We start from the raw sequence: 24,928 nt of genomic DNA, 5'->3' as shown, positions 1-24,928 counted from the left end.
GAAGATGATCCTGGCGCGTGCCCCGGCGACGCGAATCTTCGCGGGTGCCGGTTCGGGCAAGACCACCACGCTGGTACTGCGAGTGGTGTTCATGCTGTGCCACCTCGAGATCCCGCGTGAGCAACTGACCGTCATCTCATTTACCAAGGCTTCCTGCGAAGAGTTGCGCGCGCAGCTCAGACGCGTCTTGGCCTTCTGGGAGGCTCCGCTGGATGACGAGGCGGCACGCGAACTGGTAAGGACCTTTCACTCGGCCCTGGCACAACTGACGCGCTCAGAGCTGAGGGCGATGCAGTGGTTCGAGCAGTTGTCCACTCAATCGAAAGGTGAGGATGAGCCGGATAACGGCATGCTGGCTGGCGCCACCCTGAACGAGGGCCAACGGCAGCTCCTGATACAGGCCTACGAGAACTGCTACCGCGAGGACGCCGGCTTTCGTCGTCGGGTTCATCTGTTGCTGGAACTAGCGGCGCCCAATGAGGAAGAGCCACCCGGCGCACCGTCCTTGCAGGCCTTCGTCCTCAATGGCGAACGCCAACCGCAACCACTGCCCGATCTCTTCTATGGCCAGGCCTCATTCGCCGAGACCCTGGGGCTGCGGATCGGCTCCATAAAGAGCAGCCAGCTGGAGTGCTCGACGCGGGACCGGATCTTTCTCGAGGCCATGCAGCAGTTCTGGCGACAGTTCGGCAAGTTGCTGAAGGAGCAACGGCTGATCACCTTCAATACGGCCTTTGCCGTGCTGACGGATCGCCTGGACAAGAAACCCAGTCGCGCCCTGATTGCTCGCCTGCAACCCTTTACCCATTTGCTGATCGATGAATTCCAGGACATCTCGCCGCAGATCGCCCTCTGGCTGCAGCAGGTCCAGCGCAGACTCGCCGAAGAGAAGGCCGCACCTTCACTGATGGCTATCGGTGACGACTGGCAATCCATCTATGGCTGGCGGGGCAGCTCGCCGGAGCTGTTCATTCATTTCGATCGCTGGTTTCCAGGCCAGATGCCCAGCCAGACGCTGATGCTGGGGACCAACTACCGTTCTTCACCGGACATCGTGGCTGACGGTGAACGCATTCTGACGCAGGTACGCCACAAGCAGCCCAAGAAAACCCTGGCCTTCCGCGTGGCGGATGACCAGGGGCACGGGGTCAAGGTCGTACCGCAATTCGATATCACGCGCCAGTTGGCTTCGTTGCTGGGCGAGATCGAGGCACAACGGACTTATGCAGCGGAACGAGAGCGGCCGGAGCGCTGCGCGGTCATGGTGATGAGTCGTCTGAACGCGCCCTTGAAAGCCATCAACGAGCAGCTGGGCCGTCAGCCCGGAGTGCGGACCTGCACCATTCACCGAGCCAAGGGCCTGCAGGCCGAGGTGGCGATCGTGCTAGACGACGGTCAGCCCCAGCAGCCCCATCCGCTACGCAATGCCCTCTATGCCGCCAGCGGGCATTTCCAGCAGAGCTATGACGCTGCCATGGCCGACGAAGCCCTGCGCCTGAGCTATGTGGCGGTGACCCGTGGGGTCAGCCGGGTGCTGTGGTACACCCGACAGCCACGGGGGGCGGCGGCGATATTGGCGGGCTGAGCTAGGTAGCGCGGCGGGTGCTGTCACCCGCCTCGGGAACGTGAGACGACCGCTACTCGATCACATCGAAGTCCTTGAGATGTTCTTCTGACAGTTCCAGGCCCAGGCCGGGCTTGTCGTCGTCCAGTTGCAGGTAGCCGCCGACCGGCTGGGGTTCGCCCTTGAAGACGTAGTAGAAGAGTTCGTTGCCCACCTCCACGTCGAATACCGGGAAGAACTCGGCCATGGGCGAAGCAGTGCTGGCCATGGTCAGGTGGTAGTTGTGCATCTGGCCGGCATGGGGGATGACCGGCACCGACCAGGCTTCGGCCAGGGCGTTGATCTTGCGCGCGGCGGTGATGCCGCCGACACGGTTGGTGTCGTACTGGATGACGTCCACGGCGCGGCGCTCGAGCAGGTCCTTGAAGCCGTAGGAGGTGAACTCGTGCTCGCCGCCGGAGATGGGCATGATGCCCATCTTCTTGAGTTCGACGTAGCCTTCGATGTCATCGGCGATGACCGGCTCTTCCAGCCAGCGCGGTTCGAATTCGGCCAATTTGGGCAACATACGGCGGGCGTATTCCAGGGTCCAGCCCATGTAGCACTCCAGCATGATGTCGACATCGGGGCCGGCCAGCTCGCGCAGGGCGCGCACCTGGTCGAGGTTGCGCCGCATGCCGGCGGGACCGTCCTTGGGGCCGTAGCCGAATCTCATCTTGAGGGCGTCGAAGCCCTGGTTGAGATAGCCCTGGGCCTCTTCCAGGAACAGGTCCAGATTGTCGTTGGCGTAGAGCTTGGAGGCGTAGCAGGGGATCTTTTCCTTGGTGCGACCGCCCAGCAGCTTGAACACCGGCTTGTCTACCGCCTTGCCCATCAGGTCCCAGAGCGCCAGGTCGACGGCGGAGATGGCGGCCATGCCGATGCCCTTGCGGCCCCAGGCGTGGGTGCGGCGATACATCTTCTGCCAGAGGTATTCGTTGTCGAAGGGATCCTGGCCCATGACGATAGGGGTCAGGTACAGATCGATGATCTCCTTGGCCACCCGCGGCGCCAGGGCGCAGTTGCCCAGGCCGACCAGGCCGCTGTCGGTCTCGATCTCCACCACCAGCCAGCCGTGGAAGCGGAAGGAGCCCATGGCGTCGCCGCGCTCATAGAGGATGTCGGTGGCGTTGGTGCAGAAGTGCGCCTGGGGCGGGACGACCTTGCCTTTCCATTCGAAGACGCGGGTGCGGACGCTGGTGATTTTCATCGGACTTTCCTTTTTTCGAGCATGAGTCAGGCCGGCCGGCTCCACGAGCCGGTTCGGCGGATTCGGGAAGCGCCTGGGCGCCTCGGCAGCGATCAGTGGCGGGACGCGCCCATGCGACAGGCGATCTCGAAGGCCTGACGGGTCGCGCCGACGTTGGCGCGGCCCTGGCCGGCGATGTCGAAGGCGGTGCCGTGGGCGGGCGTGGCGATGGGAATGGGCAGGCCACCCTGCACGGTCACCCCGCGGGAAAAGCCCATCAGCTTGATCGCGATCTGGCCCTGGTCGTGGTACATGGTCACCACGGCATCGAAGGCGCGGTTATCGCCCTGGACCTTGAGAAAGATGGTGTCCGCCGGATAGGGGCCGTCGGCCGCGATGCCCAGCGCCTTGGCGCGCTCCACGGCCGGGCCGATGAGGTCGAGCTCCTCGCGGCCGAAGCTGCCGTTGTCGCCATTGTGGGGATTGAGGCCGCAGACACCGATGCGCGGGCGAGCCAGGCCGCTGCGTTTGAGTTCGTTGTCGATCAGCTGGATGGCTTCGATCACCCGCTCCTGGCTGAGCAGGCCGGGGACGTCCTTTAGTGCGACGTGGGAGGTCACCCGCGAGGTCCAGAGATCGTCGAGCACGTTGAATTCGCAGAACGGCCCCTGGTAGCCCAGGTGCTCGGCGAACCAGTGCAGCTCGTCGTTATGACCCATGCCCGCCAGGTGCAGGGAGGTCTTGTTCAGCGGACCGAAGAGGATGGCGTCGGTGTGGCCGGCCCGGGTCAGGTCGAGGGCGACGGCCAGGGTGTCCAGACTGTAGCGGCCACCGACGGCGCTGGCCTCACTGCGCGGGAAGGCGCCCTCGGCGGCGCCGCGGCAGGGATACAGCAGGGGTATGTCGTCCTGGAAATCGAGGGCATCCAAGTCGTGGATGCGGCGACAGGGGTACTCGCAACCGGCGATGCGCATGCCGGCGCGGGCCTCTTCCTCGTCGGCAATCAGCACCATGCGGGCGCGACTGCGCACCTCGGGATCGGCCAGCAGGCGGGCGATCAGTTCGGGACCGATGCCGGCCGGGTCGCCCAGCACCAGGGCCAGGCGGGGAAGCGGAGAATTGCTCATGCGGAAGTCCTCAGGTAGGTGTCCAGGCGGATGACGTCGGTCACCGGGCGATACAGGCGTTGGGCGGTGTCGTGGAAGAGCTGGCGCTGCGCCGTGGCAGGCAGCTCGGCCACCAGACGCTTGAAGCCGCCGATGATGGTGTCGTAGCTGCCGCAGAGGCGGTCGACGGGAAAGTTGCTGGCGAACATGGCCCGCTCGGCACCGAAGACGGCGATGGCCTCGCGGACGATCCAGGCGTTGTCGTCGGCGCGCCACGGCTGGCCGGCGAGGCCCAGGCCGGAGATCTTCAGCGCCACGTTGGGCCATTCGGCGAGGCGGACCAGGGCAGCGCGCCAGGCGGCCAGACCTTGGGCACTGCGATCGGACGGCAGCCCGGTGTGGTTGAGGATCAGCTGGGTAGCCGGGAAGTCCCGCGCCAGGCGACAGGCTTCGTCGAGGTTCCACCAGGGCGTCTGCAGATCGAAGTGCAGGCCGTGGCGCTGCAACTCGGCATAGCCCTGGCGCCAGCGGTCGTCGCTCATCAGGGTGCGCTGACTGCCCATCTCTTCCGCGCGCGACGGACCACCGGGCTTGTGTCTCACGCTGCGCACCCGTTCGAAGGCGGCCTGGGCAGCGAGCAGTTCGGCGGCGTCTTCGGCATCCAGCCAGGCCTGGGCGACCACCGCATTGGGCACGCCATGGCGACGCGCCAGGTCGTGGATGTAGCGGGTCTCGCCCAGGGGATCGCGGGGATCCCACTCGGTCTCGACATAGACGGTCTGGACCACGTCATGGCCCGCCGCGTCAGCGAAATAGTGCTCCGGCAGATAGTCGCCCCTGATAGCACTGTAATCGCCATAGCGAAACGGGATGGTTTCCGCACCGGACAGCCAGGGGTGGAAGTTGCGCCCGGGCTCCCAGAAGTGGTGATGGGCATCCACGATGGGTCCGCTGTAGAGCTCAGTCATGGGCCGCCTCCTGGGTGTCCAGGGCGATCAGCAGGGTGCCGAGGATGAACAGGCCGGAGCAGAGGGCGAAGAAGCCCAGCACCGCCGGGTAGCCACCCAGGTGCTGCAGCAGCAGGCCGACCAGGATGGGCACGGCGATACCACCCAGGCTGCCGGCCAGGTTCATCACCCCACCGATCAGGCCGACGCGTGCCGGCGCCGCCAGCAGCGCCGGGAAGCTCCAGTAGAGGCTGCCCCACATGAGGAAGAAGGCGGTGAGCGACAGCAGCGCCACGGCGGCATAGGGATCGGTCAGCCGCGGCAGCAGCAGGAAGGCCGTCAGGGCCACCAAGCCGGAGCAGGACAGCAGTCCCTTGGCGGCGAGGCCACGACGCACGCCCTTGCGCACCAGCAGGTCGCAGAGGAAGCCACCGACCAGGGAGCCGGCCGCCCCGCAGAGGAAGATGACGAAGGTAGCGGCGCCTATGCCCTTGATGTCGAAACCGCGAGCCTGGGCCAGGTAGCTGGGCCCCCAGGTCAGCAGGCCGAAGAAGACCATGGCCCAGCTGGCGCGACCGATAAGGATGCCAGCCAGGGAGCGGCGGGCGATACCCAGGCCCCGGGCGCCAGCCTTGGCCGCCTGGGCTATCGAGGTGGTGCGACCTTCGTTGATACGCGCGAGCTCGGCGGCATTGACCCCGGGGTGGGCGGCCGGATCGTCCCTCAGGTAGCGCCAGGCGAGCCAGGCCATGGCCAGGGTGGCGATACCGGCGATGAAGAAGGCGGTGCGCCAGGAGCCGAAGACGGCGATCAGGTAGGCGATGAGCAGACCGCCCAGGGCCACGCCCAGCGGTCCGCCGCAATCCATCAGTACCGCGCCGCGCCCGCGTTCGCTGGAGGCCAGCCAGAGGGAGTTGAGCTTGCCACCGGCCGGGAACAGCGGCGCCTCGGCGGCGCCCAGGGCGACCCGGGCAAAGATCAGCGACAGCCCGCCGGTGGCGAAGGCGGCGAGGGTCTGGAAGACGCCCCAGAGACCGGTGGACCAGCCGATGACGCGGCGCGGGCCGTAGCGGTCGATCAGCCAGCCACCGGGAATCTGCAGGAGCGCATAGGCCCAGAAGAAGCTGCTGAGAATCAGGCCCTGGATGGCCGGCGTCAGCTGGAACTCATGGGCGATGGTGGGCATGGCGATGGACAAGGACACGCGATCAACCAGGTTGATGACGGTCAGGCCGAAGATGATGGCGAAGATGCGCCAGCGGACGCGAGAGGCCTGCAGCACCGTGGGCGCGGCGGCCTCGGCAAGGCGTGAGGAACGAGACGTCGAGAGCATGGCGTGGACCCCTAGGATTCTTGTTATGGGTGTTCAGCTGCCGGCTGGCGAAGTCGACTATCGGATGCAGGTCGATAACCGTCTAATCAAATCTGCGCATAGGTGTATAGCCTCAGGATATAGGTCAGTTGTGCCCTATCGCTGTAGCCCTTCTGCCATGCGGCTAGGGACAAGAGGATGCGCGAGACATAACCTCAGGCTATCGGTGCATGCCTTATTTTGAGTGGTCAGGCCTGCTCAGGACTGCGCACACTCGGCCCACCCAAAACAACGACAAGAAAGAGGTAGTCCCATGCGCAGCATCTCCCTGCTCGCCGCCCTCCCCCTGTGCCTGGCCGCGGCGGTAGCTCCCGTGGCCCAGGCTGCCTGGCAGCCCGAGGGCAAGGTGGAAATCGTCGTCGCCGGCGGGCCCGGTGGCGGCACCGACCAGCTCGGCCGGCTGATCCAGTCGATCATCACCCAGCACAAGCTGCTCGACGCCAGCACCGTGGTGATGAACAAGGGCGGCGGCAATGGCGCCGAGGCCTTCCTGGAGATGAAGCTGGCCAAGGGCGAGGCGGACAAGCTGGTCATCGCCACCAACAACGTCTACCTGCTGCCGCTGACCGCCAAGCTTGGCTACCAGCTCGCCGACCTCACCCCAGTGGCGGCCATCGCCGAGGATGACTTCATTCTCTGGAGCTACGCCGACGCGCCCTGGAAGGACGCCCGTGGCTACATCGATGCCATCAAGCAGGATCCGGCGGGCAAGCGCATGGGGGGCAGCCAGTCAAAGGACGTCGACCAGACGCTGACCCTGCTGCTCAATCGCACCGAGGGCACCAAGCTCACCTATATCCCCTTCAAGAGCGGCAGCGAGGCGGCGACCCAGCTGGCCGGCAAGCACATCACCTCCAATGTTAACAACCCGAGCGAGAGCCTGAGCCAGTGGCGTGGTGGGCAGGTGGTGCCGCTGTGCGTGTTCAGCCAGGCGCGCATGGCCTACACCGCCAAGGTCACCGACACCCAGGCCTGGTCCGACGTGCCTACCTGCAAGGAGCAGGGACTCGGCATCGACCAGTATCGCTTCCCGCGTACCGTGCTGCTGCCAGGCGGCGTCAGCGACGAACAGCGCACCTTCTATGTGGAGCTCTTGCGCAAGGTCAGCCAGACACCGGAGTTCAAGGCCTACATCGAGCGCAATGCCCTGGTGCCGACCTTCCTCGAAGGCCAGGCGCTGCAGGAGTACATCGCCCAGGACACCGCCCGGGTCACCCCGGTGTTCGAGGCAGCGGGCTGGCTCAAGCGCTGATCGGCGCATCGACACAGGAGAGACGGCCATGGCCGGAGATTCCCTGATCGCCACCCGCTGGGTGGAACTGGGCCTGGCGGCCTTTACCGCCGGGCTCGGTGGCATCGTGATGATTGGCAGTCTGGAGCAGGGTATCGGCTGGGGCGATGCCGGCCCCGAGCCGGGCTACTTCCCTTTCTACATCGGCCTGCTGCTGAGCCTGGCCAGCCTGGCCACGGCGCTGCAGACCCTGTGGCGCTGGCAGGCGCTGCGCACGACCTTCGTCGAGCGCGCCGCCTTCGCTCAGGTGCTGCGGGTATTCCTGCCGATGCTGGCCTTCGTCGTCGCCCTGCCCCTGCTCGGCCTTTATCTGACGGCCTTCCTGTTCATCGCCTGGTTCATGGCGCGGGATCGCCAGCGACAAAGGCGCTATGGCGTGCTGCAGATCCTCGCCATCGCCGGTGGGGTCAGCCTGGCCAGCTACCTGATCTTCGCCCTCTGGTTCAAGGTCCCGTTGGACGCTGGGCCCCTGGCCGACCTCGCCCGCCTGCTGAGGACCCTGTCATGAGCGAATTCGATTCCCTGATGCACGGGATGAGCCTGATCCTGTCCTTTCATCACCTCGCCCTGATGGTGATCGGCGTGCTGCTGGGCATCCTGGTCGGGGTGCTGCCCGGCCTGGGCGCGCCCAATGGCGTCGCCCTGCTGTTGCCGCTGACCTTCACCATGAGCCCGACCTCGGCCATCATCCTGCTCTCCTGCATGTACTGGGGCGCCTTGTTCGGCGGTTCCATCACCTCCATCCTGTTCAACATTCCCGGCGAGCCCTCGTCGGTGGCCACTACCTTCGACGGCTATCCCCTGGCCCGCCAGGGGCGTGCCGGCGAAGCCCTGACCGCGGCCTTCACCTCGGCGCTGCTGGGCGCCCTGGTCGGAGTGCTGCTGCTGACCTTCCTCTCCAGCCGCATCGCCGCCTTCGCCATGGAATTCAGCTCTCCGGAATTTTTCGCCGTCTACCTGCTGGCCTTCTGCACCTTCATCGGCATGAGCAAGAATCCACCGCTGAAGACGGTGGCGGCCATGATGATCGGCTTCGCCATGGCGGCGGTGGGCATGGATACGGTGTCCGGCAATCTGCGCCTGACCTTCGACCAGCCGGCGCTGCTCTCGGGCATCAGCTTCGAGGTGGCGGTGATCGGCCTGTTCGGCATCGGCGAGATCCTCTGCACCGTGGAGGAAGGCCTGGTCTTTCGCGGCGAGCAGGCGCGCATCACCCTGCGTACGGTGCTCGGCACCTGGAAGCAGCTGCCGCGCTACTGGCTGACCTGGCTGCGCAGCGCCCTGGTCGGTTGCTGGATGGGGGTGACGCCCGGTGGCCCGACCGCCGCCTCCTTCATGAGCTACAGCCTGGCCCGGCGCTTCTCGAAGAATCGCGAGGGCTTCGGCAAGGGCGAGCTGGAAGGGGTGATCGCCCCGGAGACCGCCGACCATAGCGCGGGCACCAGCGCCCTGCTGCCCATGCTGACGCTGGGCATTCCCGGCTCCGCCACCGCCGCAGTGATGCTGGGCGGCCTGATGATCTGGGGCCTGCATCCGGGGCCGACCCTGTTCGCCGAACAGCACGATTTCGTCTGGAGCCTGATCGCCAGCATGTACCTGGGCAATGTGGTCAGTCTGATCGTGGTGCTGGCGACGGTGCCGCTGTTCGCCGCCATCCTGCGCATCCCCTTCTGCATCATCGCGCCCATCATCTTCACCGTCTGCGTGATCGGCGCCTATTCGGTGCACAACAGCCTGTTCGACGTCTGGCTGATGCTCGGCTTCGGCATCCTCGGCTATGCCTTCAAGAAGCTCGGCTATCCCATCGCCCCGCTGGTGCTGGCGGCGGTGCTGGGTGACAAGGCCGAGGACGCCTTCCGCCAGTCGATGCTGTTCTCCGACGGCCAGCTGGGCATCTTCTGGTCCAACCCGCTGGTGGGCAGTCTGACCACCGCGGCGCTGCTGATGCTCTGCTGGCCGTTGCTGGCGCGGGGACTGCAGGTCCTGCGCCCGGGCCAGCCGCGAGCCAAGGTACGGCCCTCGTGAACGCCCCGGCCTGGCGCGGACGCACCCCGCCGACGCCAGGCCCGGGCTCATGCGCTACCCTAGCCGGCTCCCCTGCCCCAAGGTCCGCCAGCATGACGCGCATTCCCGATGCCCATACCATCCACAGCCGCCTGCGCCTGCGCCAGTTGCGGCTGGTGCTGGCACTGGCGGAATTCGGCTCCCTGCGCCGCGCCGCCGACGACATCGGCATGACCCAGCCGGCCGCCACCAAGATGCTCCACGAGATCGAGAGCCTGCTGGGCGTCGGGCTGTTCGAGCGGTTGCCGCGGGGCATGCGCGCCACGGCCTTTGGCGAGACGGTGATCTACTACGCGCGGATGGTCTTCGCCGAACTCTCGGGCATGCGCGAGGAGCTGGTCGCGCTGGAATCGGGCAATCTCGGCCGGGTCGCGGTGGGCGCCATTCCGGCGCTGGCGTCGGGGTTGCTGACCCGCACCATCGCCACGCTCAAGCAGAGCCATCCGCGACTGTCCATGTCGATCCAGGTGGATACCAGCGACGTGCTGGTCCAGGCACTCTTGCAAGACCAGCTGGACGTGGTCCTGGGGCGTATCCCCACCGGCGCCCGCGCCGAGGAACTGCTGTTCGACAGCCTGGGCGAAGAGGTGCTCTGCGTGATCGCCGGCGCCCAGAATCCCCTGGCCCAGGCCACCCACCTGACCTGGGGCGAATTGCAGGAGCACACCTGGGTGCTGCAGCAGCACCCCAGCCCGATGAGGGCCATCATCAACCAGGCCTTCCACGATGCCCGGGTCGATATCCCCGGCAGCATCGTCGAGACCACCTCCATCATGACCCTGCTGGCGCTGGTGCAGCAGACCGACATGCTCGGCGTCACCCCGCTGTCGGTGGTCAACGATTACCCCGGCCGGCACCTGCTGGCGGTGCTGCCCATCGCCTTCGAGCCGCGGCTGCCGCCCTATGGATTGATCCGTCGCCGGCACCGAGTGCAGTCCTCGGCCATGCAGACCTTCATGGTGGCGGTGCGCAGCGAGCACGGGCGGCTGCGGCACGACGACGGCTCAGCCGCCACCCCAGGCTGACCTGCAACGCCCGTCGATTGCCCCACCCGTCCTGCTTGGGCATAGTGAACCGGCCTGCCAGACGCCGGAGTCACCTACCATGCCCGTCCTGTCGCCCCTCGTCCGCCCCGCTGCCTGCCGGGGTCGCCCATGACCCAGCGCACCATGCTGCTCACCGGCGCCAGTCGCGGGATCGGCCATGCCACCGTCAAGCTGTTCCGCAACCTGGGCTGGCGTCTGCTCACCGTCTCCCGCCAGCCGTTCTCCGAGGAATGCGCCTGGCCGGAAGCCCGCGACGCGCACATCCAGGCCGATCTCGCCGACCTCTCCCAGATCGATCGCCTGGTCGCCACCGTCCGCGAGCGGCTGCCCAGCGGCAAGCTGCACGCCTTGGTCAACAACGCGGGGATCTCGCCCAAGGGAGCGGATGGCAGTCGCCTTGGCGTACTGGCTTCCGATGCCGAAACCTGGACCCAGGTGCTCAACGTCAACCTGGTCTCCACCGCCCTGCTGGCCCGTGCCCTGCTGCCGGAGCTGGAAGCGGCGCAAGGCAGCATCGTCAACGTCACCTCCATCGCCGGCTCGCGGGTGCATCCCTTCGCTGGCGTGGCCTATGCCGCCTCCAAGGCGGGCCTGGCCGCCCTCACCCGCGAACTGGCCCATGAATTCGGCCCGCGTGGCATCCGCGCCAATGCCATAGCGCCGGGCGAGATCGCCACCTCCATCCTCTCGCCCGGCACCGACGGTCTGGTGGAAGCCGAGGTCCCACTCAAGCGCCTGGGCACCCCCGACGAAGTGGCCGAGACCATCTACTTCCTCTGCAGCGAACGCTCCTGCTACATCAACGGCGCCGAGATCCATATCAACGGCGGTCAGCACGTCTAGGTAGCGCCTGCGGCTGAGGGCGGCCCACCTGGATTCGTGGCGGGCCGCCTGAGTCTCCCTCCCGGTCAGCCGAAGAGGCCGCCATACAGGGCACCCGTACGCCCTTAACCAACCATATAGGTTATGTTATAACGTTAAATTCATTTCCCGACATCCTGCTCTAGGGATGCCCCCGCCCTACGACCCACCCTAGCCGTGATGACCATGACGACCCAAGCCAGCTTCCCCAGCAAGAAACTCCCTGTCACCGTGCTGTCCGGCTTTCTCGGCGCCGGCAAGACCACCCTGCTCAACCATATCCTCAACAATCGCGAAGGCCGGCGGGTGGCGGTCATCGTCAACGACATGTCCGAGGTCAACATCGACGCCGCCCTGGTCCGCGACGGCGGCGCCGAGCTGTCGCGCACCGAGGAGAAGCTGGTGGAGATGAGCAACGGCTGCATCTGCTGCACCCTGCGCGAAGACCTGCTGCTGGAGGTCGAACGCCTCGCCCGCGACGGCCGCTTCGATCAGTTGGTCATCGAATCCACCGGGATCTCCGAACCCCTGCCCGTGGCCGAGACCTTTACCTTCGCCGGCGAAGACGGGCGCTGCCTCGGCGATGTCGCCCAGCTCGATACCCTGGTCACCGTGGTGGATGCCTTCAATTTCCTGCGCGACTACGCCTCCAGCGACCTCCTGGAGTCCCGCGGCGAATCCCTGGGCGAGGAAGACGAACGCACCGTGGTCGACCTGCTCATCGAGCAGATCGAATTCTGCGACGTCCTGGTGGTGAACAAGCTGGACCTGGTCGAGGCGGCGGAACGTGATCGCCTGCTGGCCATCCTGCGCAGCCTCAATCCCCGCGCGCGACTGGAGCTGACGAGCTTTGGCGCCGTGCCCCTGGAGCGGGTGCTGCAGACCGGCCTGTTCGACTTCGATAAAGCTGTCCAGGCGCCGGGCTGGCTGCAGGAGCTGCGCGGTGAACACACTCCCGAGACCGAGGAATACGGCATCTCAAGCTTTGTCTACCAGGCGCGCCGCCCCTTCCATCCCGAGCGCTTCTTCGCCCTGGTCGAGCAGGAATGGCCTGGCGTGATCCGTTCCAAGGGCTACTTCTGGCTGGCCAGCCATCCCGCCCACGCCGGCACCTGGTCCCAGGCCGGCGCCGTGGCCCGCCATGGCGTGGCCGGGCGCTGGTGGGCCGCGGTCCCCCCCGAGCAGTGGCCAGAGGATGAAGAAACCGTCGCCCTGATCAAGGAGAAATGGCACGCCAGCGTCGGCGATGCCCGTCAGGAGCTGGTGCTCATCGGCATGGACATGGACGAACCTTCCCTGCGCGCCAAGCTGGACGCCTGCCTGTTGACCGATATCGAGCTCGCCGCCGGCCCCCACGCATGGGAAAAGCTGCACAACCCCTTCAGCGACTGGCCCCAGGCCGCCGATCCCCACTGAGTCGAACCCTGCCCATGAATGCCATCCTCCCCGACGTCTCCCTCAGCGAAACCGCTACCCTGCCCGCCGCGCTCGACTGGGTCGGCATGCAGGGCATCGACCTGCCGATCCGCCTCGGCAAGGACGTACTTGGCGGCCTGCTGCCCGCCAGCGCCGACGTCCAGGTCGACCTGCCCACGGCCACCGCCAAGGGCATCCATATGTCCCGGCTCTATCAGCTGCTGGATCGCCTGGCTGGCGAAGCCCTCCTGACGCCCGCACTCCTGCGTCTGCTGCTGAGCGACATGGTCGCCAGCCATCGCAGCTGCGACTCCCGCGCCGCCCGCCTGCGGCTGGACTTCCCCCTGCTGATCCGCCGCCCCGCCCTGGTGACCCCCGAATTGAGCGGCTGGAAACGCTATCCCGTACGCCTGGACGCCAGCTGGGTGGCTGGCGTCTTCCAGCTCAGCGCCCGCATCGAGATCCTCTACGCGTCCACCTGCCCCTGCTCCGCCGCCCTGTCCCGCCAACTGATCGAACGGGCCTTTCTTGCCGAACACGGGGCCGCCACGCAGCTCGATCCAGCCACCGTCGCCCACTGGCTGAGCGGTAACGCCTCCCTGGCCACCCCGCACAGCCAGCGCAGCCTGGCCCGGGTACGGATCAGCCTACCGGCAGATGCAGCCGACTTCGGCCTGCTGCCCCTGATCGACCAGTGCGAACAGGCCCTGGGCACGCCGGTGCAGACCGCCGTCAAGCGCGCCGACGAACAGGCATTCGCCGCGCTCAATGGCAGCAACCTGATGTTCGTCGAGGACGCCGCCCGCCGCCTGCTGGTCGCCCTGCGTGACAGCCACCAGGACGTGAGCATCCAGGTGCGCCATCTGGAGAGCCTGCATCCGCACGATGCGTCCGCCTGGGCCTCCAGCTCGCCCACTTGACCAGAGCGTCTCTGCTGCTTTCCTTTCAAAACGGCCGCTTTACCGCTTTACTGCAAGGAAGCAGTCGCCTTGGGCGACCACTCCCGCTGTCTCAACTCAGGAGCGCTTCTCGATGAAATCACGCCTTACCGCAGCAGCCATGACCGTTCTGCTGGGCGTCCTCGGCACAGGCGTCGCGCTGGCCGAAAGCCCAGTGGAAAAGAGCGTCCGCCAGGACGGCCGTGACGTGAGCAAGGACGCCCGCCACGACCGCAAGGAAGTCGACAAGGGCGCGGCCCATGCCGCCGACGAAGCCGACCGCACCGATACCCACCTGGACAAGGAACGCCACCGTGAAGACAAGAAGGTGGACAAGGAATACAAGAAGACGCTGTAACCCACCCGGGTCGGGGCAGAGCCAAAGGACTGGCTTGTCCTCGAACGTTGTTCGCTCCCTTGAAGCAGCGGTAGGTCGCCCGAATCCCGACCACTGAAAGACAGCGAATGCACCCAACAGGCAATCCCGCTGGCCTGGATACTCAACTGATGCGCGCACCGGGCGCATCTACCCGGTTGCATGGCCCGGAGTCCGACTGGCAGTCGCTCCAGCCAATCCGTGAATTACGTCACATTATTTTGGCATGACAGCCCTGATGGCTTAGACTGCGCGCCTCTCGAAAAAGGAGTTTCGCATGAAGCCGTCTCATCTCTTGTTCATCAGCTTCGCTGCGCTGCAACTGGCCGGTTGCGCCATCGGCCAGAAGATCGACTACCGCCAGACCGCCCCGCAACTCAGCGTCAAGGCCGACAAGCCGGTCGCCGTCGCGGTACTCGACGAGCGCCCCTATGTCGTCGCCCAGCACAAGGACGCCACCTACGTCGGCAACATCCGCGGCCTCTACTACAATCCCTGGAGCGTCCGCACCTACAGCGGCAGCCCCCTTTCCGCCGATCTGCAAGACGCCGTGCAAAAGGCCCTGGCCCGCGCCGCCATCACCGCCATGCCCAGCCAGACCAGCGACCGCGCCCCCCAGGGCCAGAAGCTGCTGGTACTGAAACTGCGGGAGTGGAAATCCGACGCCTACATGCGCGTCCGCTTCGACTATGACGTCATCACCCAGGTCCTCGACGACCAGGGCAAGGTGCTCGCCAGCGACGAGATCAAAGGCAGCGGCCCGACCAACAACGTCATCCTCTCGGGGACCCAGGTCCTGACCAACGCCATCGACGCACCGGCCATCGCCGCCGCCCTGGCCAAGGGCAACACGCCCTGACTGGACGCTGCACTTGCTATGGAGAAGGCCCGCCTTGCGCGGGCTTTTTCATGTCCACAGGTGCTGGAGCAGGATCCACAGCAGACCGCAGCGCACAGCTATCGACATGAACGCCAAGGAGCGTGAAGTGTTTCAGCTAAGCTACAGGGATGGCGTGCCAAAGGCGCATCGAAGCAGGAAAACCGGAGTAAAAGGTAGCCAGACAGGATCTTGGCCGAGATCGGTATCCAACTGCCCGAGCCCTCCCTGCAGTCCATCAGCCCCTGTCGGGCACAGAGCTCGGAAATGACCGCCAGCTACTGGCGCTTCAGAATCGTGGAGACCCCGTGAAATACATGACGCTAGTGGGAATGACCCTATTGCTCCTGGGCTGCAGCCATTATTCCAACAGAAGCACCCTCTGCGAGCCGAACCCCCTGGCCGGCGTCGAGTGCCAGCAGCCCAAGGCACTGAACCAGATCATTGGCGAGAAATATCGCGAGTGGCGGAAATATCAGTGAAGGTCTGGGCAGTCTCACGGAACAGCCGCGGGTCTCGATTGCGAACAGAATCTAGCAGCGACCCTGGCCAGGCCCCCTGCCGGAAGTGAAACGGCGATGTCCAGTGATCTAGCAGCGTGCCAGTCCCAGCGACGGTCCGACCGGAGGTTGCGATCTGCGGCCTCCAACTGACTGGTGACTCTTTCCCACGGTGGTGAGTGTAATGGCCACCTTGCAACGCTCGATGGACGCCCGCACTTCTGCCACTTTCGGTTGTCAGACGCCCTCTCTCGACGTCGACCCGTGCTAGGCAATCAACATGAATGCGCCTGTGAAAGAACAGAAGGTGATCAATGCGATTGCCATAGGAACCTGCGTATCAGCAATTGTCTTGCTGTTGAGCTTCGCTGAAGCCACAATCGCAGCCAATAGCTGGGCTCCGCAGCCCGGCACCGAAACTGAAAAGGATATTTCAGTTGCGCTATCAGTTAACAAGGACAGTGACGCTCTTCGAGTCCAGGCCCCACCGGATAAATAGCGTCCCGTTGAAATCTGCACTCATTCGTCCAGGGTCGTTGGCTGGCGATCAAGGCCTACTGGCGCTCACCTTGGGCGCCATGTGTATCGGGCTGGCGACCATCTTCGTGGTGGCCATGGTGGCCTGCTGACGATCACGCACGATCAGTACCGGTAGCCTCAGCGGACGACTGATCGGTCGTCGACGCCTTGCACGTCCTGACTCCGACCGTACTGCCTGCTCCTCCTGGAAAAGCAGCTCTCCTCGACCGCCACTCAGCCCTCGCTCCCAGGTAGCGCCAAGGTTATCGCGATGATCAGCTTCATCGGGATCGAGTGCCCTAGCAGGCCAGGCAGCGGAGTCGTCCCGAATGGGTTGCGGAACTCCTCTTTTTCACTCGCCCAACGGCCCTTGAAATCCAGCGCTGCAGATAGCAAAAAGCCCCGTAGGAACGGGGCTTCGAAGGTGGCGGAAGCGCAGAGATTCGAACTCTGGGACCCTTGCGAGTCGGCGGTTTTCAAGACCGCTGCCTTAAACCACTCGGCCACACTTCCGTAAGAGGGGCGCATAGTACCTGATGGCAACACACTGTCAAACAGTCGCAAGCGATCCTTAAGCAACATTTGCTATCTTCGGGGTCGTACGGTACATCACACCGTTAATCTAGCTTTGGAGTACACCATGAACGAGCGTCAATACGCCTACAACCCTGCCATCGCGCAACCGCGGGACGTTAGCCGTGTATTGCGCAACACCTATGCCCTGCTGGCCATGACTCTGGCATTCAGCGGCCTGGTTGCCTTCGTCTCGCAGCAGATGCGACTGCCCTACCCCAACATCTTCGTGGTCCTGATCGGCTTCTATGGCCTGTTCTTCCTGACCGTCAAGACCCGCGACAGCGGCTGGGGCCTGGTCAGCACCTTCGCCCTGACCGGCTTCATGGGCTATACCCTGGGCCCGATCCTGAACATGTACCTGGGCTTGCCCAACGGTGGCAGCGTGATCGCCTCCGCCGCCGGCATGACCGCCCTGGCCTTCTTCGGACTGTCGGCCTACGCCCTGATCAGCCGCAAGGACATGAGCTTCCTCAGCGGCTTCCTGATGGCGGGGTTCTGGATCCTGCTGGGCGCCGTGGTGCTGTCCTTCTTCGTTCAGATCAGTGGTCTGCAACTGGCCATCAGCGCGGGCTTCGTGCTGTTCTCCGCCGCGGCCATCCTGCTGCAGACCAGTGCCATCGTGCACGGTGGTGAAGACAACTACATCATGGCTACCATCACCCTGTACGTCTCGATCTACAATATGTTCATCAGCTTGCTGCAAATCTTCGGATTCGCCAGCAACAACGATTGATCAACAGCGGTAGTCCGAGAGGCCCGCTCCGGCGGGCCTTTCTACATCCATGAAATTTGCCATCGTTGTCCTTTCCTCACCCCAGGCGCCCTCGGCGCGTCGAGCCCTGCGCTTCTGCGAGGCGCTGCTGGCCGAGGGTCACGAACTGTCGCGCCTCTTTCTCTACCGCGACGGTGTCCATAACGCCTCCCACGCCCTGGTCAGTGGCCAGGACGAATCCGATCTGCCCGCGCGCTGGCGCGAACTGATCGAACGCCACCAGATCGATGCCGTGGTCTGCATTGCCGCCGCCCTCAAGCGCGGGTTGCTGGACGAGAGCGAAGCGCGGCGCTACGAGCGTGAGGGCGCGGTGAACGTGCGGGCGCCCTGGCAGCTGTCCGGTCTGGGCCAACTGCATGAGGCGGTGCAGGACGCCGATCGCCTGCTCTGCTTTGGAGGCGACTAGCATGGCCAAGAGCACCCTCGTCATCTCCCGCCAGCCGGCACTGAGCGGCCCCGGTCCTCGCGAGGCCCTGGATATCGTACTGGCCGGCGGTGCCTTCGAACTGCCCCTGGCGCTGCTGTTCGCCGGTCCTGGCGTGACCCAGTTGCTGGCAGCCGACAGCGCTGCCTTGGAGCAAAAGGACCTGAGTGCCAACCTCTCCGCACTGCCGCTGTTCGGTGTCGAGGCCATCTATGCGGAGGCCACCGCCCTGCAGCGCCTGGGCATCACGCCCGAGCAGTTGCCCGCCTGGGTGACGCCCCTGGAGCCCGAGGCCCTGGCGGCGCTGATCCACGACCATGACCAGGTGATTTCCATTTGACTACCCTGCACCTGTTTTCCCGCTCGCCGCTGCTGGACGCCGGTGCTCTGGACGGCCTGAGCTGGGTCCGTAGCGAGGACACCGTTCTGCTCACCGGCGCTGCCGTCGAGGCCCTGCGCCCTGGCAGCCCGGCGGCCGAGCTGCTCACGCAACTTCCAGCAGAGGCGGCCCTCTATGCCCTGGCGGAAGACGTCCAGGCGCGTCGCCTGCACCCCGAACGAGCCGTGACCCTGATCGACTACCCCACCTTCGTCGACCTGAGCGTGAGCTGCGCCAAGGTCATCAGCTGGACCTGAGCATGCCTCCTCTCGACCTCGACCCCGAAGGCTATCTGCGCGACCTCTCCCAGTGGAGTCCGGACGTGGCCCAGCAACTGGCGCTCAAGGAGGGCATCGAGCTGACCGAGCGCCACTGGCAGGTGCTGCAGGCGCTGCGTGCCTTCTACGCACAATTCCAGCTTTCGCCGGCCAATCGGCCGCTGATCAAGTACATTGCCCAGACGTTGGGCCCGGAACTGGGTACCAGTCTGCAGCTCAACCTGCTGTTCAAGGGGGCGCCAGCCAAGCTGGGCGCCAAACTGGCCGGCCTGCCGAAACCGGATAACTGTCTATGACCTTCACCACGCCCGAAGAACATCCCTTCGCCGTCTATGTCCGGGCCCTGGGCAAGGGCAAGCGTGGCGCCCGCAGCCTGACCGAGGCCGAGGCGGAAATGGCCATGGGCCTCATCCTAGACGGCCGGGTAACCGATGCCCAGCTCGGCGCCTTTCTCATGCTGCTCAGGCACAAGGAAGAGAGCGCCGAGGAGCTGGCCGGCTTCACCCGCGCCGTCCGAGCACGGCTGCGGCCGCCACGCTTCACGGTCGACCTCGACTGGCCCTCCTACGCCGGCAAGAAGCGTCATCTGCCCTGGTACCTGCTGGCGGTGAAATGCCTGGCCGGTAGCGGCGTGCGGGTGGTCATGCATGGCGGCGGCACCCACACCGCGGGCCGACTCTATACCGAACAGTGCCTGGCCGACCTGGGGATGCCGACCGCTACGGACTGGCAGGACGTCGGCGCCCTGCTCGATCGCGGCCAGCCGGCCTTCCTGCCACTGGCCGCCTGGATGCCGGCCCTGCAGCGGATGATCGATCTCAAGGCCGAGCTCGGCCTGCGCTCGCCGATCCATTCCCTGGTACGGCTGCTCAACCCCAGCCAGGCGCGCTGCATCCTGCAGAGCATCTTCCACCCGGGCTACCAGGAGGTGCACCGCGAGGCCAGTCGCCTGCTGGCTGATGACAGCATCGTCATCAAGGGCGAAGGTGGTGAAGTCGAGCGCAATCCCGATGTCATCGCCCATCTCTATGGCACCCGTGCTGGCGAGGCCTGGGACGAAAGCTGGCCGGCGCTGACCGAGCGTCGCCAGGTCAAGCCGGAGCGCCTCGATCCGGCCCTGCTGGCCGCCACCTGGCGGGGTGAAGCGGAAGATCCCTATGGGCGCCTGGCGGTTATCGCCACCCTGGCCGTGGCCCTGCGCGCCCTGGGTCAGGATCATGCCAGCGCCCAGCGTGAAGCCGAGCGACGCTGGGAAGCGCGCGACCGGGCGCTCTGACGTCACCTCAGGAACCCGGAGCGGCTCCCCGGGTTCCTAACCGCAACGTAGCGGAGGATGACGATATGGGCTTGTTGGTCGATGGACAGTGGCAGGACCGCTGGTATGACAATGGCAAGGATGGCCATTTCAAACGGGAAGAAGCCCAGCGTCGGGACTGGATCGCCCGCCCCGAGCAAGCCATTCCGCAAGGCGCCGCACGCTATGCCCCGGAAGCCGGTCGCTACCACCTCTATGTGTCCCTGGCCTGCCCCTGGGCGCACCGCACCCTGATCTATCGCCAGCTCAAGGGCCTCGGAGACCTGATCGGCGTATCGGTGGTCAGCTGGCTGATGCGTGAGGAAGGCTGGACCTTCGACCTGGCCAAGGGCTCCAGCGGTGACGACCTCTATCACCTCGACCGCCTCTACCAGCTCTATCAGCGCGACCAGGCCGACTACACCGGGCGGGTTACCGTCCCGGTGCTCTGGGATCGCCAGGAGGAGCGCATCGTCAGCAACGAATCCGCCGAGATCATCCGCATGTTCAACGGCGCCTTCGACGAGCTGACCGGCAATCGCCTGGATCTCTACCCGGAGGCCCTGCGCGATCGCATCGATGCCCTCAACGACCGTATCTATCCGACGGTCAACAATGGTGTCTACCGGGCTGGCTTCGCCACCACCCAGGAGGCCTACGAAGAGGCCTTCGACGAGGTCTTCGCCACCCTCGACGATCTGGAAAAGCTGCTGCAGACCCAGCGCTATCTCACCGGCGAATGGCTGACCGAAGCCGATTGGCGCCTGTTCACCACCCTGATTCGCTTCGACGCCGTCTATCATGGCCACTTCAAGTGCAACCTGAGGCGCATTCGGGATTATCCGGCGCTACAGGGTTGGCTGCGAGAGCTGTATCAGTGGCCGGGGATCGCCGAGACCGTGGACCTCCAGCACATCAAGCACCACTACTATGGCAGCCATGAGCAGATCAACCCGACCGGTATCGTGCCCAAGGGGCCGGCCCTGGAGCTGGATCTGCCCCATGGCCGGGAGGCCCTGAGCGGTGCCGGGATCCAGGGCGCGGCCTGAAATCAGACCGCCGCCTGGGCGCCTTCGAACCAGGCCAGCTTCTCGCGTAGCGCGACCACTTCGCCGACGATCACCAGGGTCGGTGCGTGGACCTCATGCTCGGCCACCAGTCGCGGCAGATCTTCCAGGGTACCGGTGAACACCCGCTGGTTGAGCGTGGTGCCCTGTTGCACCAGCGCAGCCGGCGTCGCCGGATCCTTGCCATGGGCAATGAGTTGCGCGCAGATGGTCGGCAGCCCCACCAGGCCCATGTAGAACACCAGGGTCTGCCCCGGCGCCACGAGATCGGTCCAGGGCAGATCGGCCGAGCCGTCCTTGAGATGGCCGGTAACGAAGCGCACCGACTGGGCATGGTCCCTGTGGGTCAGGGGAATGCCGGCATAGGCCGCACAGCCACTGGCCGCGGTGATGCCCGGCACCACCTGGAAGGGAATGCCTTCAGCCGCCAGCTCTTCTATCTCTTCGCCACCGCGACCGAAGATGAAGGGATCGCCTCCCTTCAACCGCAGGACCCGCTTGCCCTCCTGGGCCAGCTTGACCAGCAGGCGATTGAGATCGTCCTGGGGCACCGCATGCTCGGCGCGCCGCTTGCCGACATAGATGCGATCGGCATCGCGCCGGCACATGTCGAGGATGGTCGGCGCCACCAGCCGGTCGTAGAGCACCACATCGGCTTGCTGCATCAGCCGCAGGGCGCGGAAGGTCAGCAGGTCCGGATCACCGGGACCAGCGCCGACCAGGTAGACCTCGCCGCGAAAGGTGGCCGTCTCGCTGTTCAGCTTGGCTTCCAGCAGTTGCTCGGCAGCCTGGGGCTGGCCGGAAAAGACCTTTTCCGCGACTTCGCCCTGGAACACCTCTTCCCAGAAGATGCGCCGTGCCTGCAGATCGGCGAAGCGTGTCTTCACCCGGGCGCGAAAGCGTTGGGCGAGTTGCGCCAGCTGGCCATAGGTCGCCGGAATCCAGCTCTCCAGCTTGGCGCGCACCAGACGCGCCAGCACCGGGGCGTCACCGCCGCTGGAAATGGCGATCACCAGGGGCGAACGATCGACGATGGCCGGAAAGATCACGGTGCACAGCTTCGGAGCGTCCACCACGTTGACCGGCAGGCCCAGCGCCTGGGCATCGTGAGACACCGTCTCGTTGACCTCGTCATCGTCGGTGGCCGCGATCACCAGGCAATGCCCGGCGAGGTGATCCGCCGCATAGCGCTCGACCCGGCAACTGCCGCCCCGCGCCTCGACGAAGGCGCGTACCTCCGGCTCGATCTCCGGCGCCACCAGGGTGATGCGTGCGCCGGCTTCGGCGAGCAGCACGCTCTTGCGCAAGGCGATATCGCCCCCGCCGATCACCAGTACCGGACGGCCATCGAGCTTGTGGAAGAGCGGCAGGTAATCCATCAGCCGATGACCTCGAGGCCGCCCATGTAGGGCTTAAGCACCTCGGGGACGCGGATGCTGCCGTCAGCCTGCTGATAGTTCTCCAGCACGGCGACCAGCGTACGACCCACGGCCAGGCCGGAGCCGTTGAGGGTGTGCACCAGCTCGGGCTTGCCCTCGGCGTTGCGGTAGCGGGCCTGCATGCGGCGCGCCTGGAAATCACCGCAGTTGGAGCAGGACGAGATCTCGCGATACTTGCCCTGGCTCGGCACCCAGACTTCCAGGTCGTAGGTCTTGGTGGCGCCGAAGCCCATGTCGCCGGTGCACAGCGACAGCACCCGGTAGGGCAGTTCCAGGCGCTGCAGTACGGTCTCGGCGTGGCCGGTCAGCTCTTCCAGGGCCTGGAAGGAGGTGCTCGGCTCGACGATATGGACCATCTCCACCTTGTCGAACTGGTGCTGGCGGATCATGCCGCGGGTGTCGCGCCCCGAGGCCCCGGCTTCGCTGCGGAAGCAGGGGGTATGGGCGGTGAACTTCAGCGGCAGGCGCTTGGCCTCGAGGATCTGGCCGGCGACCAGGTTGGTCAGGGTGACCTCGGCGGTGGGGATCAGGTAGAGATCGCTCTCGCCTTCGCGGCCGATCTTGAACAGGTCTTCCTCGAACTTGGGCAGCTGACCAGTGCCCTGCAGGGTCTCGGCCTGCACCAGGTAGGGGGTGTAGGTCTCTTCGTAGCCGTGCTCGCCGGTGTGCAGGTTGAGCATGAACTGCGCCAGGGCACGGTGCAGGCGGGCAATGGAGCCACGCATCACGGCGAAGCGGGCGCCGGAGAAACGCGCGGCGGTCTCGAAATCCAGCCAACCATGGGTCTCGCCCAGGGCGACGTGATCCTTGATCTCGAAATCGAAGTCACGCGGGGCGCCCCAGCGACGGACCTCGACATTGTCGTCCTCGTCCTTGCCGACCGGTACCGAGGCGTCAGGCAGGTTGGGCAGGCCCAGCAGCAGGGCATCCAGCTCGCCCTGGACCAGGTCCAGCTCACGCTTGGCTTCTTCCAGTTCACTGCCCATGCGATCGACTTCGGCCAGCAGCGGCGCGATGTCTTCACCGCGCGCCTTGGCCTGGCCGATACCCTTGGAGCGGGCATTGCGCTCCGCCTGCAGGGTCTCGGTGCGGGTCTGCACGGCCTTGCGACGGGCTTCCAGCGACTCCACCAGGCTGACGTCGAGGACGTAGCCACGGGTCGCCAGACGTGCGGCCACCTCCTCGGTTTGGGTGCGAACCAGTTTTGAATCAAGCATGTCCGTGTCTCTTGCTTAGGAATGAGGGCAGCGGTGTGAGCGGAGCGTCAGGAACGCCGCCGGCGCTGGCGCGGGCTGGACTGGTCAAGGTCCGCCAGGTGCTGCAGTTTATCGCGGATCTTCAGCTCCAGCCCACGGGGAACCGGCTCATAGTAGCGGCGCGGCTCGAGTTCTTCGGGAAAGTAGTCTTCACCCGCGGCATAGGCTTCGGGCTCATCGTGGGCATAGCGGTATTCGTCGCCATAGCCAAGGTTCTTCATCAGCTTGGTCGGCGCATTGCGCAGGTGCAGCGGCACCTCGCGCGAGCCGTTCTGGCGCACGTCGGCCAGGGCGGCCTTGTAGCCCATATAGACGGCGTTGCTCTTGGGCGCGCAGGCCAGATAGACGATCGCCTGGGCGATGGCCAGCTCGCCCTCCGGACTGCCCAGGCGCTCCTGGACATCCCACGCGTCCAGGCACAGGCTCAGGGCGCGCGGATCGGCGTTGCCGATGTCTTCGCTGGCCATCCGCACCACGCGCCGGGCGATGTATAGCGCGTCGCAGCCGCCGTCGATCATGCGGGCGAACCAGTAGAGGGCGCCATCGGGATTCGAGCCGCGCACCGACTTGTGCAACGCGGAGATCTGGTCGTAGAAGGCTTCGCCGCCCTTGTCGAAGCGGCGGCGCTGATCGCCCAGCAGACTCTGGAACAGTTCGGCGTCCAGGACACCACCGTCCTCGGCCAGGTCCGCGGCGTTCTCCAGCAGATTGAGCAGCCGCCGGCCATCGCCGTCGGCGGCGGCCAGCAGCAGCGCCAGGGCGTCGTCCGGCAGACTCAGCTGTCGCTCACCCAGGCCCTTGGCACTGGTCAGAGCCCGTCGTGCCAGGCCGCCGAGGGCCTCGTCGTCCAGACTCTTGAGCACATAGACACGGGCCCGCGAGAGCAGCGCGTTGTTGAGCTCGAAGGAGGGATTCTCAGTGGTCGCCCCGATGAAGATCAGGGTGCCGTCTTCGACATAGGGCAGGAAGGCATCCTGCTGCGACTTGTTGAAGCGATGCACCTCGTCGACGAAGAGGATGGTGCGGCGGCGATACTGGGCGGCCTGCTGCTTGGCCACCTCCACCGCATGGCGGATCTCCTTGACCCCGGAAAGCACCGCCGAGAGGGTTTCGAAATGGGCATCGGAAACCTGGGCCAGCAGCCGCGCCAGGGTGGTCTTGCCCACGCCGGGGGGGCCCCAGAAAATCATCGAATGCAGCGCGCCCTGCTCCAGCGCCTCACGCAGAGGTTTGCCTCGCGCCAGCAGGTGTTGCTGACCCGCATATTCATCGAGGGTCGCGGGACGCATGCGGGCAGCCAAGGGCTGCCCGACGGGTGCGGTGCTGAAGAGATCCATG

At 65.6% G+C, this 24,928-nt stretch carries 26 protein-coding genes and 1 tRNA gene (1 of these 27 running past the window's edge); 19 read left to right on the top strand and 8 right to left on the bottom strand.

Annotated features, from left to right (window positions below):
• Positions 1-1,585: the 3' portion of a UvrD-helicase domain-containing protein gene (locus QE393_RS07220; protein ID WP_310042729.1), read on the top strand. It extends 365 nt beyond the left edge of the window; only the last 1,585 of its 1,950 coding nucleotides appear in the window; its start codon lies beyond the left edge, outside the window; it ends in the stop codon at positions 1,583-1,585.
• 52 nt (positions 1,586-1,637) lie between these two features.
• On the opposite strand, the gene QE393_RS07215 is transcribed toward QE393_RS07220, so the two are convergent.
• The 4 genes from QE393_RS07215 to QE393_RS07200 all read right to left on the bottom strand — a co-directional run bounded on the left by QE393_RS07215 (position 1,638) and on the right by QE393_RS07200 (position 6,178).
• Positions 1,638-2,813, bottom strand: a complete 1,176-nt coding sequence (locus QE393_RS07215) for an L-rhamnonate dehydratase (protein ID WP_310042728.1) — start codon at positions 2,811-2,813, stop codon at positions 1,638-1,640.
• A 92-nt stretch (positions 2,814-2,905) separates the two neighbouring features.
• Positions 2,906-3,919, bottom strand: coding sequence for a 4-hydroxythreonine-4-phosphate dehydrogenase PdxA (locus QE393_RS07210; RefSeq protein WP_310042727.1), 1,014 nt, complete (start codon positions 3,917-3,919; stop codon positions 2,906-2,908).
• Positions 3,916-4,866: an amidohydrolase family protein gene (locus tag QE393_RS07205; protein WP_310042724.1), complete on the bottom strand. Its 951-nt coding sequence runs from the start codon at positions 4,864-4,866 to the stop codon at positions 3,916-3,918. Before QE393_RS07205 ends, QE393_RS07210 begins: the two co-directional genes overlap by 4 nt.
• A complete protein-coding gene (locus QE393_RS07200) occupies positions 4,859-6,178 on the bottom strand; it encodes an MFS transporter (protein ID WP_273807127.1) in 1,320 nt (439 codons plus the stop codon). Before QE393_RS07200 ends, QE393_RS07205 begins: the two co-directional genes overlap by 8 nt.
• A 292-nt stretch (positions 6,179-6,470) precedes the next feature.
• On the opposite strand from QE393_RS07200, the gene QE393_RS07195 reads away from it, so the two are divergent.
• The 11 genes from QE393_RS07195 (at position 6,471) to QE393_RS07145 (ending at position 16,085) form a co-directional block, all read left to right on the top strand.
• Positions 6,471-7,469 (top strand): tripartite tricarboxylate transporter substrate binding protein, encoded by a 999-nt coding sequence (locus QE393_RS07195; protein WP_310042723.1) that lies wholly within the window; start codon positions 6,471-6,473, stop codon positions 7,467-7,469.
• 28 nt (positions 7,470-7,497) lie between these two features.
• Positions 7,498-8,016, top strand: a complete 519-nt coding sequence (locus QE393_RS07190) for a tripartite tricarboxylate transporter TctB family protein (protein ID WP_273807125.1) — start codon at positions 7,498-7,500, stop codon at positions 8,014-8,016.
• Positions 8,013-9,533 (top strand): tripartite tricarboxylate transporter permease, encoded by a 1,521-nt coding sequence (locus QE393_RS07185; protein ID WP_273807124.1) that lies wholly within the window; start codon positions 8,013-8,015, stop codon positions 9,531-9,533. Before QE393_RS07190 ends, QE393_RS07185 begins: the two co-directional genes overlap by 4 nt.
• Positions 9,534-9,625: 92 nt before the next feature.
• Positions 9,626-10,597: a LysR family transcriptional regulator gene (locus QE393_RS07180; RefSeq protein ID WP_273807123.1), complete on the top strand. Its 972-nt coding sequence runs from the start codon at positions 9,626-9,628 to the stop codon at positions 10,595-10,597.
• 129 nt (positions 10,598-10,726) lie between these two features.
• Positions 10,727-11,461, top strand: a complete 735-nt coding sequence (locus QE393_RS07175; protein WP_273807122.1) for an SDR family NAD(P)-dependent oxidoreductase — start codon at positions 10,727-10,729, stop codon at positions 11,459-11,461.
• Positions 11,462-11,659: 198 nt separating this feature from the next.
• A complete protein-coding gene (gene zigA / locus QE393_RS07170; protein ID WP_273807135.1) occupies positions 11,660-12,895 on the top strand; it encodes a zinc metallochaperone GTPase ZigA in 1,236 nt (411 codons plus the stop codon).
• Between the two features lie 14 nt (positions 12,896-12,909).
• Entirely contained in the window at positions 12,910-13,815 is a 906-nt protein-coding gene (gene folE2 / locus QE393_RS07165; protein ID WP_273807121.1) for a GTP cyclohydrolase FolE2, read from the top strand.
• A 112-nt stretch (positions 13,816-13,927) separates the two neighbouring features.
• A complete protein-coding gene (locus tag QE393_RS07160) occupies positions 13,928-14,191 on the top strand; it encodes a hypothetical protein (protein WP_273807120.1) in 264 nt (87 codons plus the stop codon).
• 295 nt (positions 14,192-14,486) lie between these two features.
• On the top strand, positions 14,487-15,068 hold the full coding sequence (locus QE393_RS07155; RefSeq protein ID WP_273807119.1) for a hypothetical protein: 582 nt from the start codon (positions 14,487-14,489) through the stop codon (positions 15,066-15,068).
• 350 nt (positions 15,069-15,418) lie between these two features.
• A complete protein-coding gene (locus QE393_RS07150) occupies positions 15,419-15,568 on the top strand; it encodes a hypothetical protein (protein ID WP_310042718.1) in 150 nt (49 codons plus the stop codon).
• 298 nt (positions 15,569-15,866) lie between these two features.
• Positions 15,867-16,085 (top strand): hypothetical protein, encoded by a 219-nt coding sequence (locus QE393_RS07145; protein ID WP_273807117.1) that lies wholly within the window; start codon positions 15,867-15,869, stop codon positions 16,083-16,085.
• A gap of 445 nt (positions 16,086-16,530) precedes the next feature.
• On the opposite strand, the gene QE393_RS07140 is transcribed toward QE393_RS07145, so the two are convergent.
• Positions 16,531-16,618, bottom strand: a tRNA-Ser gene (locus tag QE393_RS07140).
• A 127-nt stretch (positions 16,619-16,745) separates the two neighbouring features.
• Between QE393_RS07140 and QE393_RS07135 the strand changes: the two genes are divergently transcribed.
• The 7 genes from QE393_RS07135 (at position 16,746) to QE393_RS07105 (ending at position 20,877) form a co-directional block, all read left to right on the top strand.
• Positions 16,746-17,414 (top strand): Bax inhibitor-1/YccA family protein, encoded by a 669-nt coding sequence (locus QE393_RS07135; protein WP_273807116.1) that lies wholly within the window; start codon positions 16,746-16,748, stop codon positions 17,412-17,414.
• Between the two features lie 49 nt (positions 17,415-17,463).
• Positions 17,464-17,859 (top strand): sulfurtransferase complex subunit TusD, encoded by a 396-nt coding sequence (gene tusD, locus QE393_RS07130; RefSeq protein WP_273807115.1) that lies wholly within the window; start codon positions 17,464-17,466, stop codon positions 17,857-17,859.
• A gap of 1 nt (position 17,860) precedes the next feature.
• A complete protein-coding gene (gene tusC, locus QE393_RS07125) occupies positions 17,861-18,217 on the top strand; it encodes a sulfurtransferase complex subunit TusC (RefSeq protein ID WP_310042716.1) in 357 nt (118 codons plus the stop codon).
• Positions 18,214-18,513, top strand: a complete 300-nt coding sequence (tusB, locus tag QE393_RS07120; protein ID WP_273807113.1) for a sulfurtransferase complex subunit TusB — start codon at positions 18,214-18,216, stop codon at positions 18,511-18,513. Before tusC ends, tusB begins: the two co-directional genes overlap by 4 nt.
• A 2-nt stretch (positions 18,514-18,515) precedes the next feature.
• A complete protein-coding gene (locus QE393_RS07115) occupies positions 18,516-18,830 on the top strand; it encodes a TusE/DsrC/DsvC family sulfur relay protein (RefSeq protein ID WP_273807112.1) in 315 nt (104 codons plus the stop codon).
• Positions 18,827-19,810 (top strand): glycosyl transferase family protein, encoded by a 984-nt coding sequence (locus QE393_RS07110; RefSeq protein ID WP_310042712.1) that lies wholly within the window; start codon positions 18,827-18,829, stop codon positions 19,808-19,810. The genes QE393_RS07115 and QE393_RS07110 overlap by 4 nt, the downstream gene beginning before the upstream one ends.
• 65 nt (positions 19,811-19,875) lie before the next feature.
• The gene (locus QE393_RS07105) at positions 19,876-20,877 is read left to right on the top strand and encodes a glutathione S-transferase family protein (protein WP_273807110.1); all 1,002 of its coding nucleotides are present in this window, start codon (positions 19,876-19,878) and stop codon (positions 20,875-20,877) included.
• Between the two features lie 2 nt (positions 20,878-20,879).
• Here the strand turns inward: QE393_RS07105 and cysG are convergent, their stop codons facing one another.
• From cysG to QE393_RS07090, 3 genes are read right to left on the bottom strand one after another with little or no spacing between them, the layout of a single operon-like run.
• Positions 20,880-22,274 carry a siroheme synthase CysG gene (cysG, locus tag QE393_RS07100; RefSeq protein WP_273807109.1) on the bottom strand — a complete coding sequence of 465 codons (1,395 nt, stop codon included), beginning with the start codon at positions 22,272-22,274 and terminating at the stop codon, positions 20,880-20,882.
• On the bottom strand, positions 22,274-23,551 hold the full coding sequence (gene serS, locus QE393_RS07095) for a serine--tRNA ligase (protein WP_310042708.1): 1,278 nt from the start codon (positions 23,549-23,551) through the stop codon (positions 22,274-22,276). The genes cysG and serS overlap by 1 nt, the downstream gene beginning before the upstream one ends.
• 47 nt (positions 23,552-23,598) lie before the next feature.
• Complete coding sequence (locus tag QE393_RS07090; protein ID WP_273807108.1) at positions 23,599-24,927, bottom strand: replication-associated recombination protein A; 1,329 nt, start codon at positions 24,925-24,927, stop codon at positions 23,599-23,601.
• Between the last annotated feature and the right edge of the window lies 1 nt (position 24,928).

It is taken from the genome of Pseudomonas sp. SORGH_AS_0211 (assembly GCF_031453455.1).
GTDB lineage: Bacteria > Pseudomonadota > Gammaproteobacteria > Pseudomonadales > Pseudomonadaceae > Chryseomonas > Chryseomonas aestiva.
The sequence above is the reverse complement of the archived record's forward strand: the minus strand, read 5'-3'. Positions and strand labels throughout refer to the sequence as shown.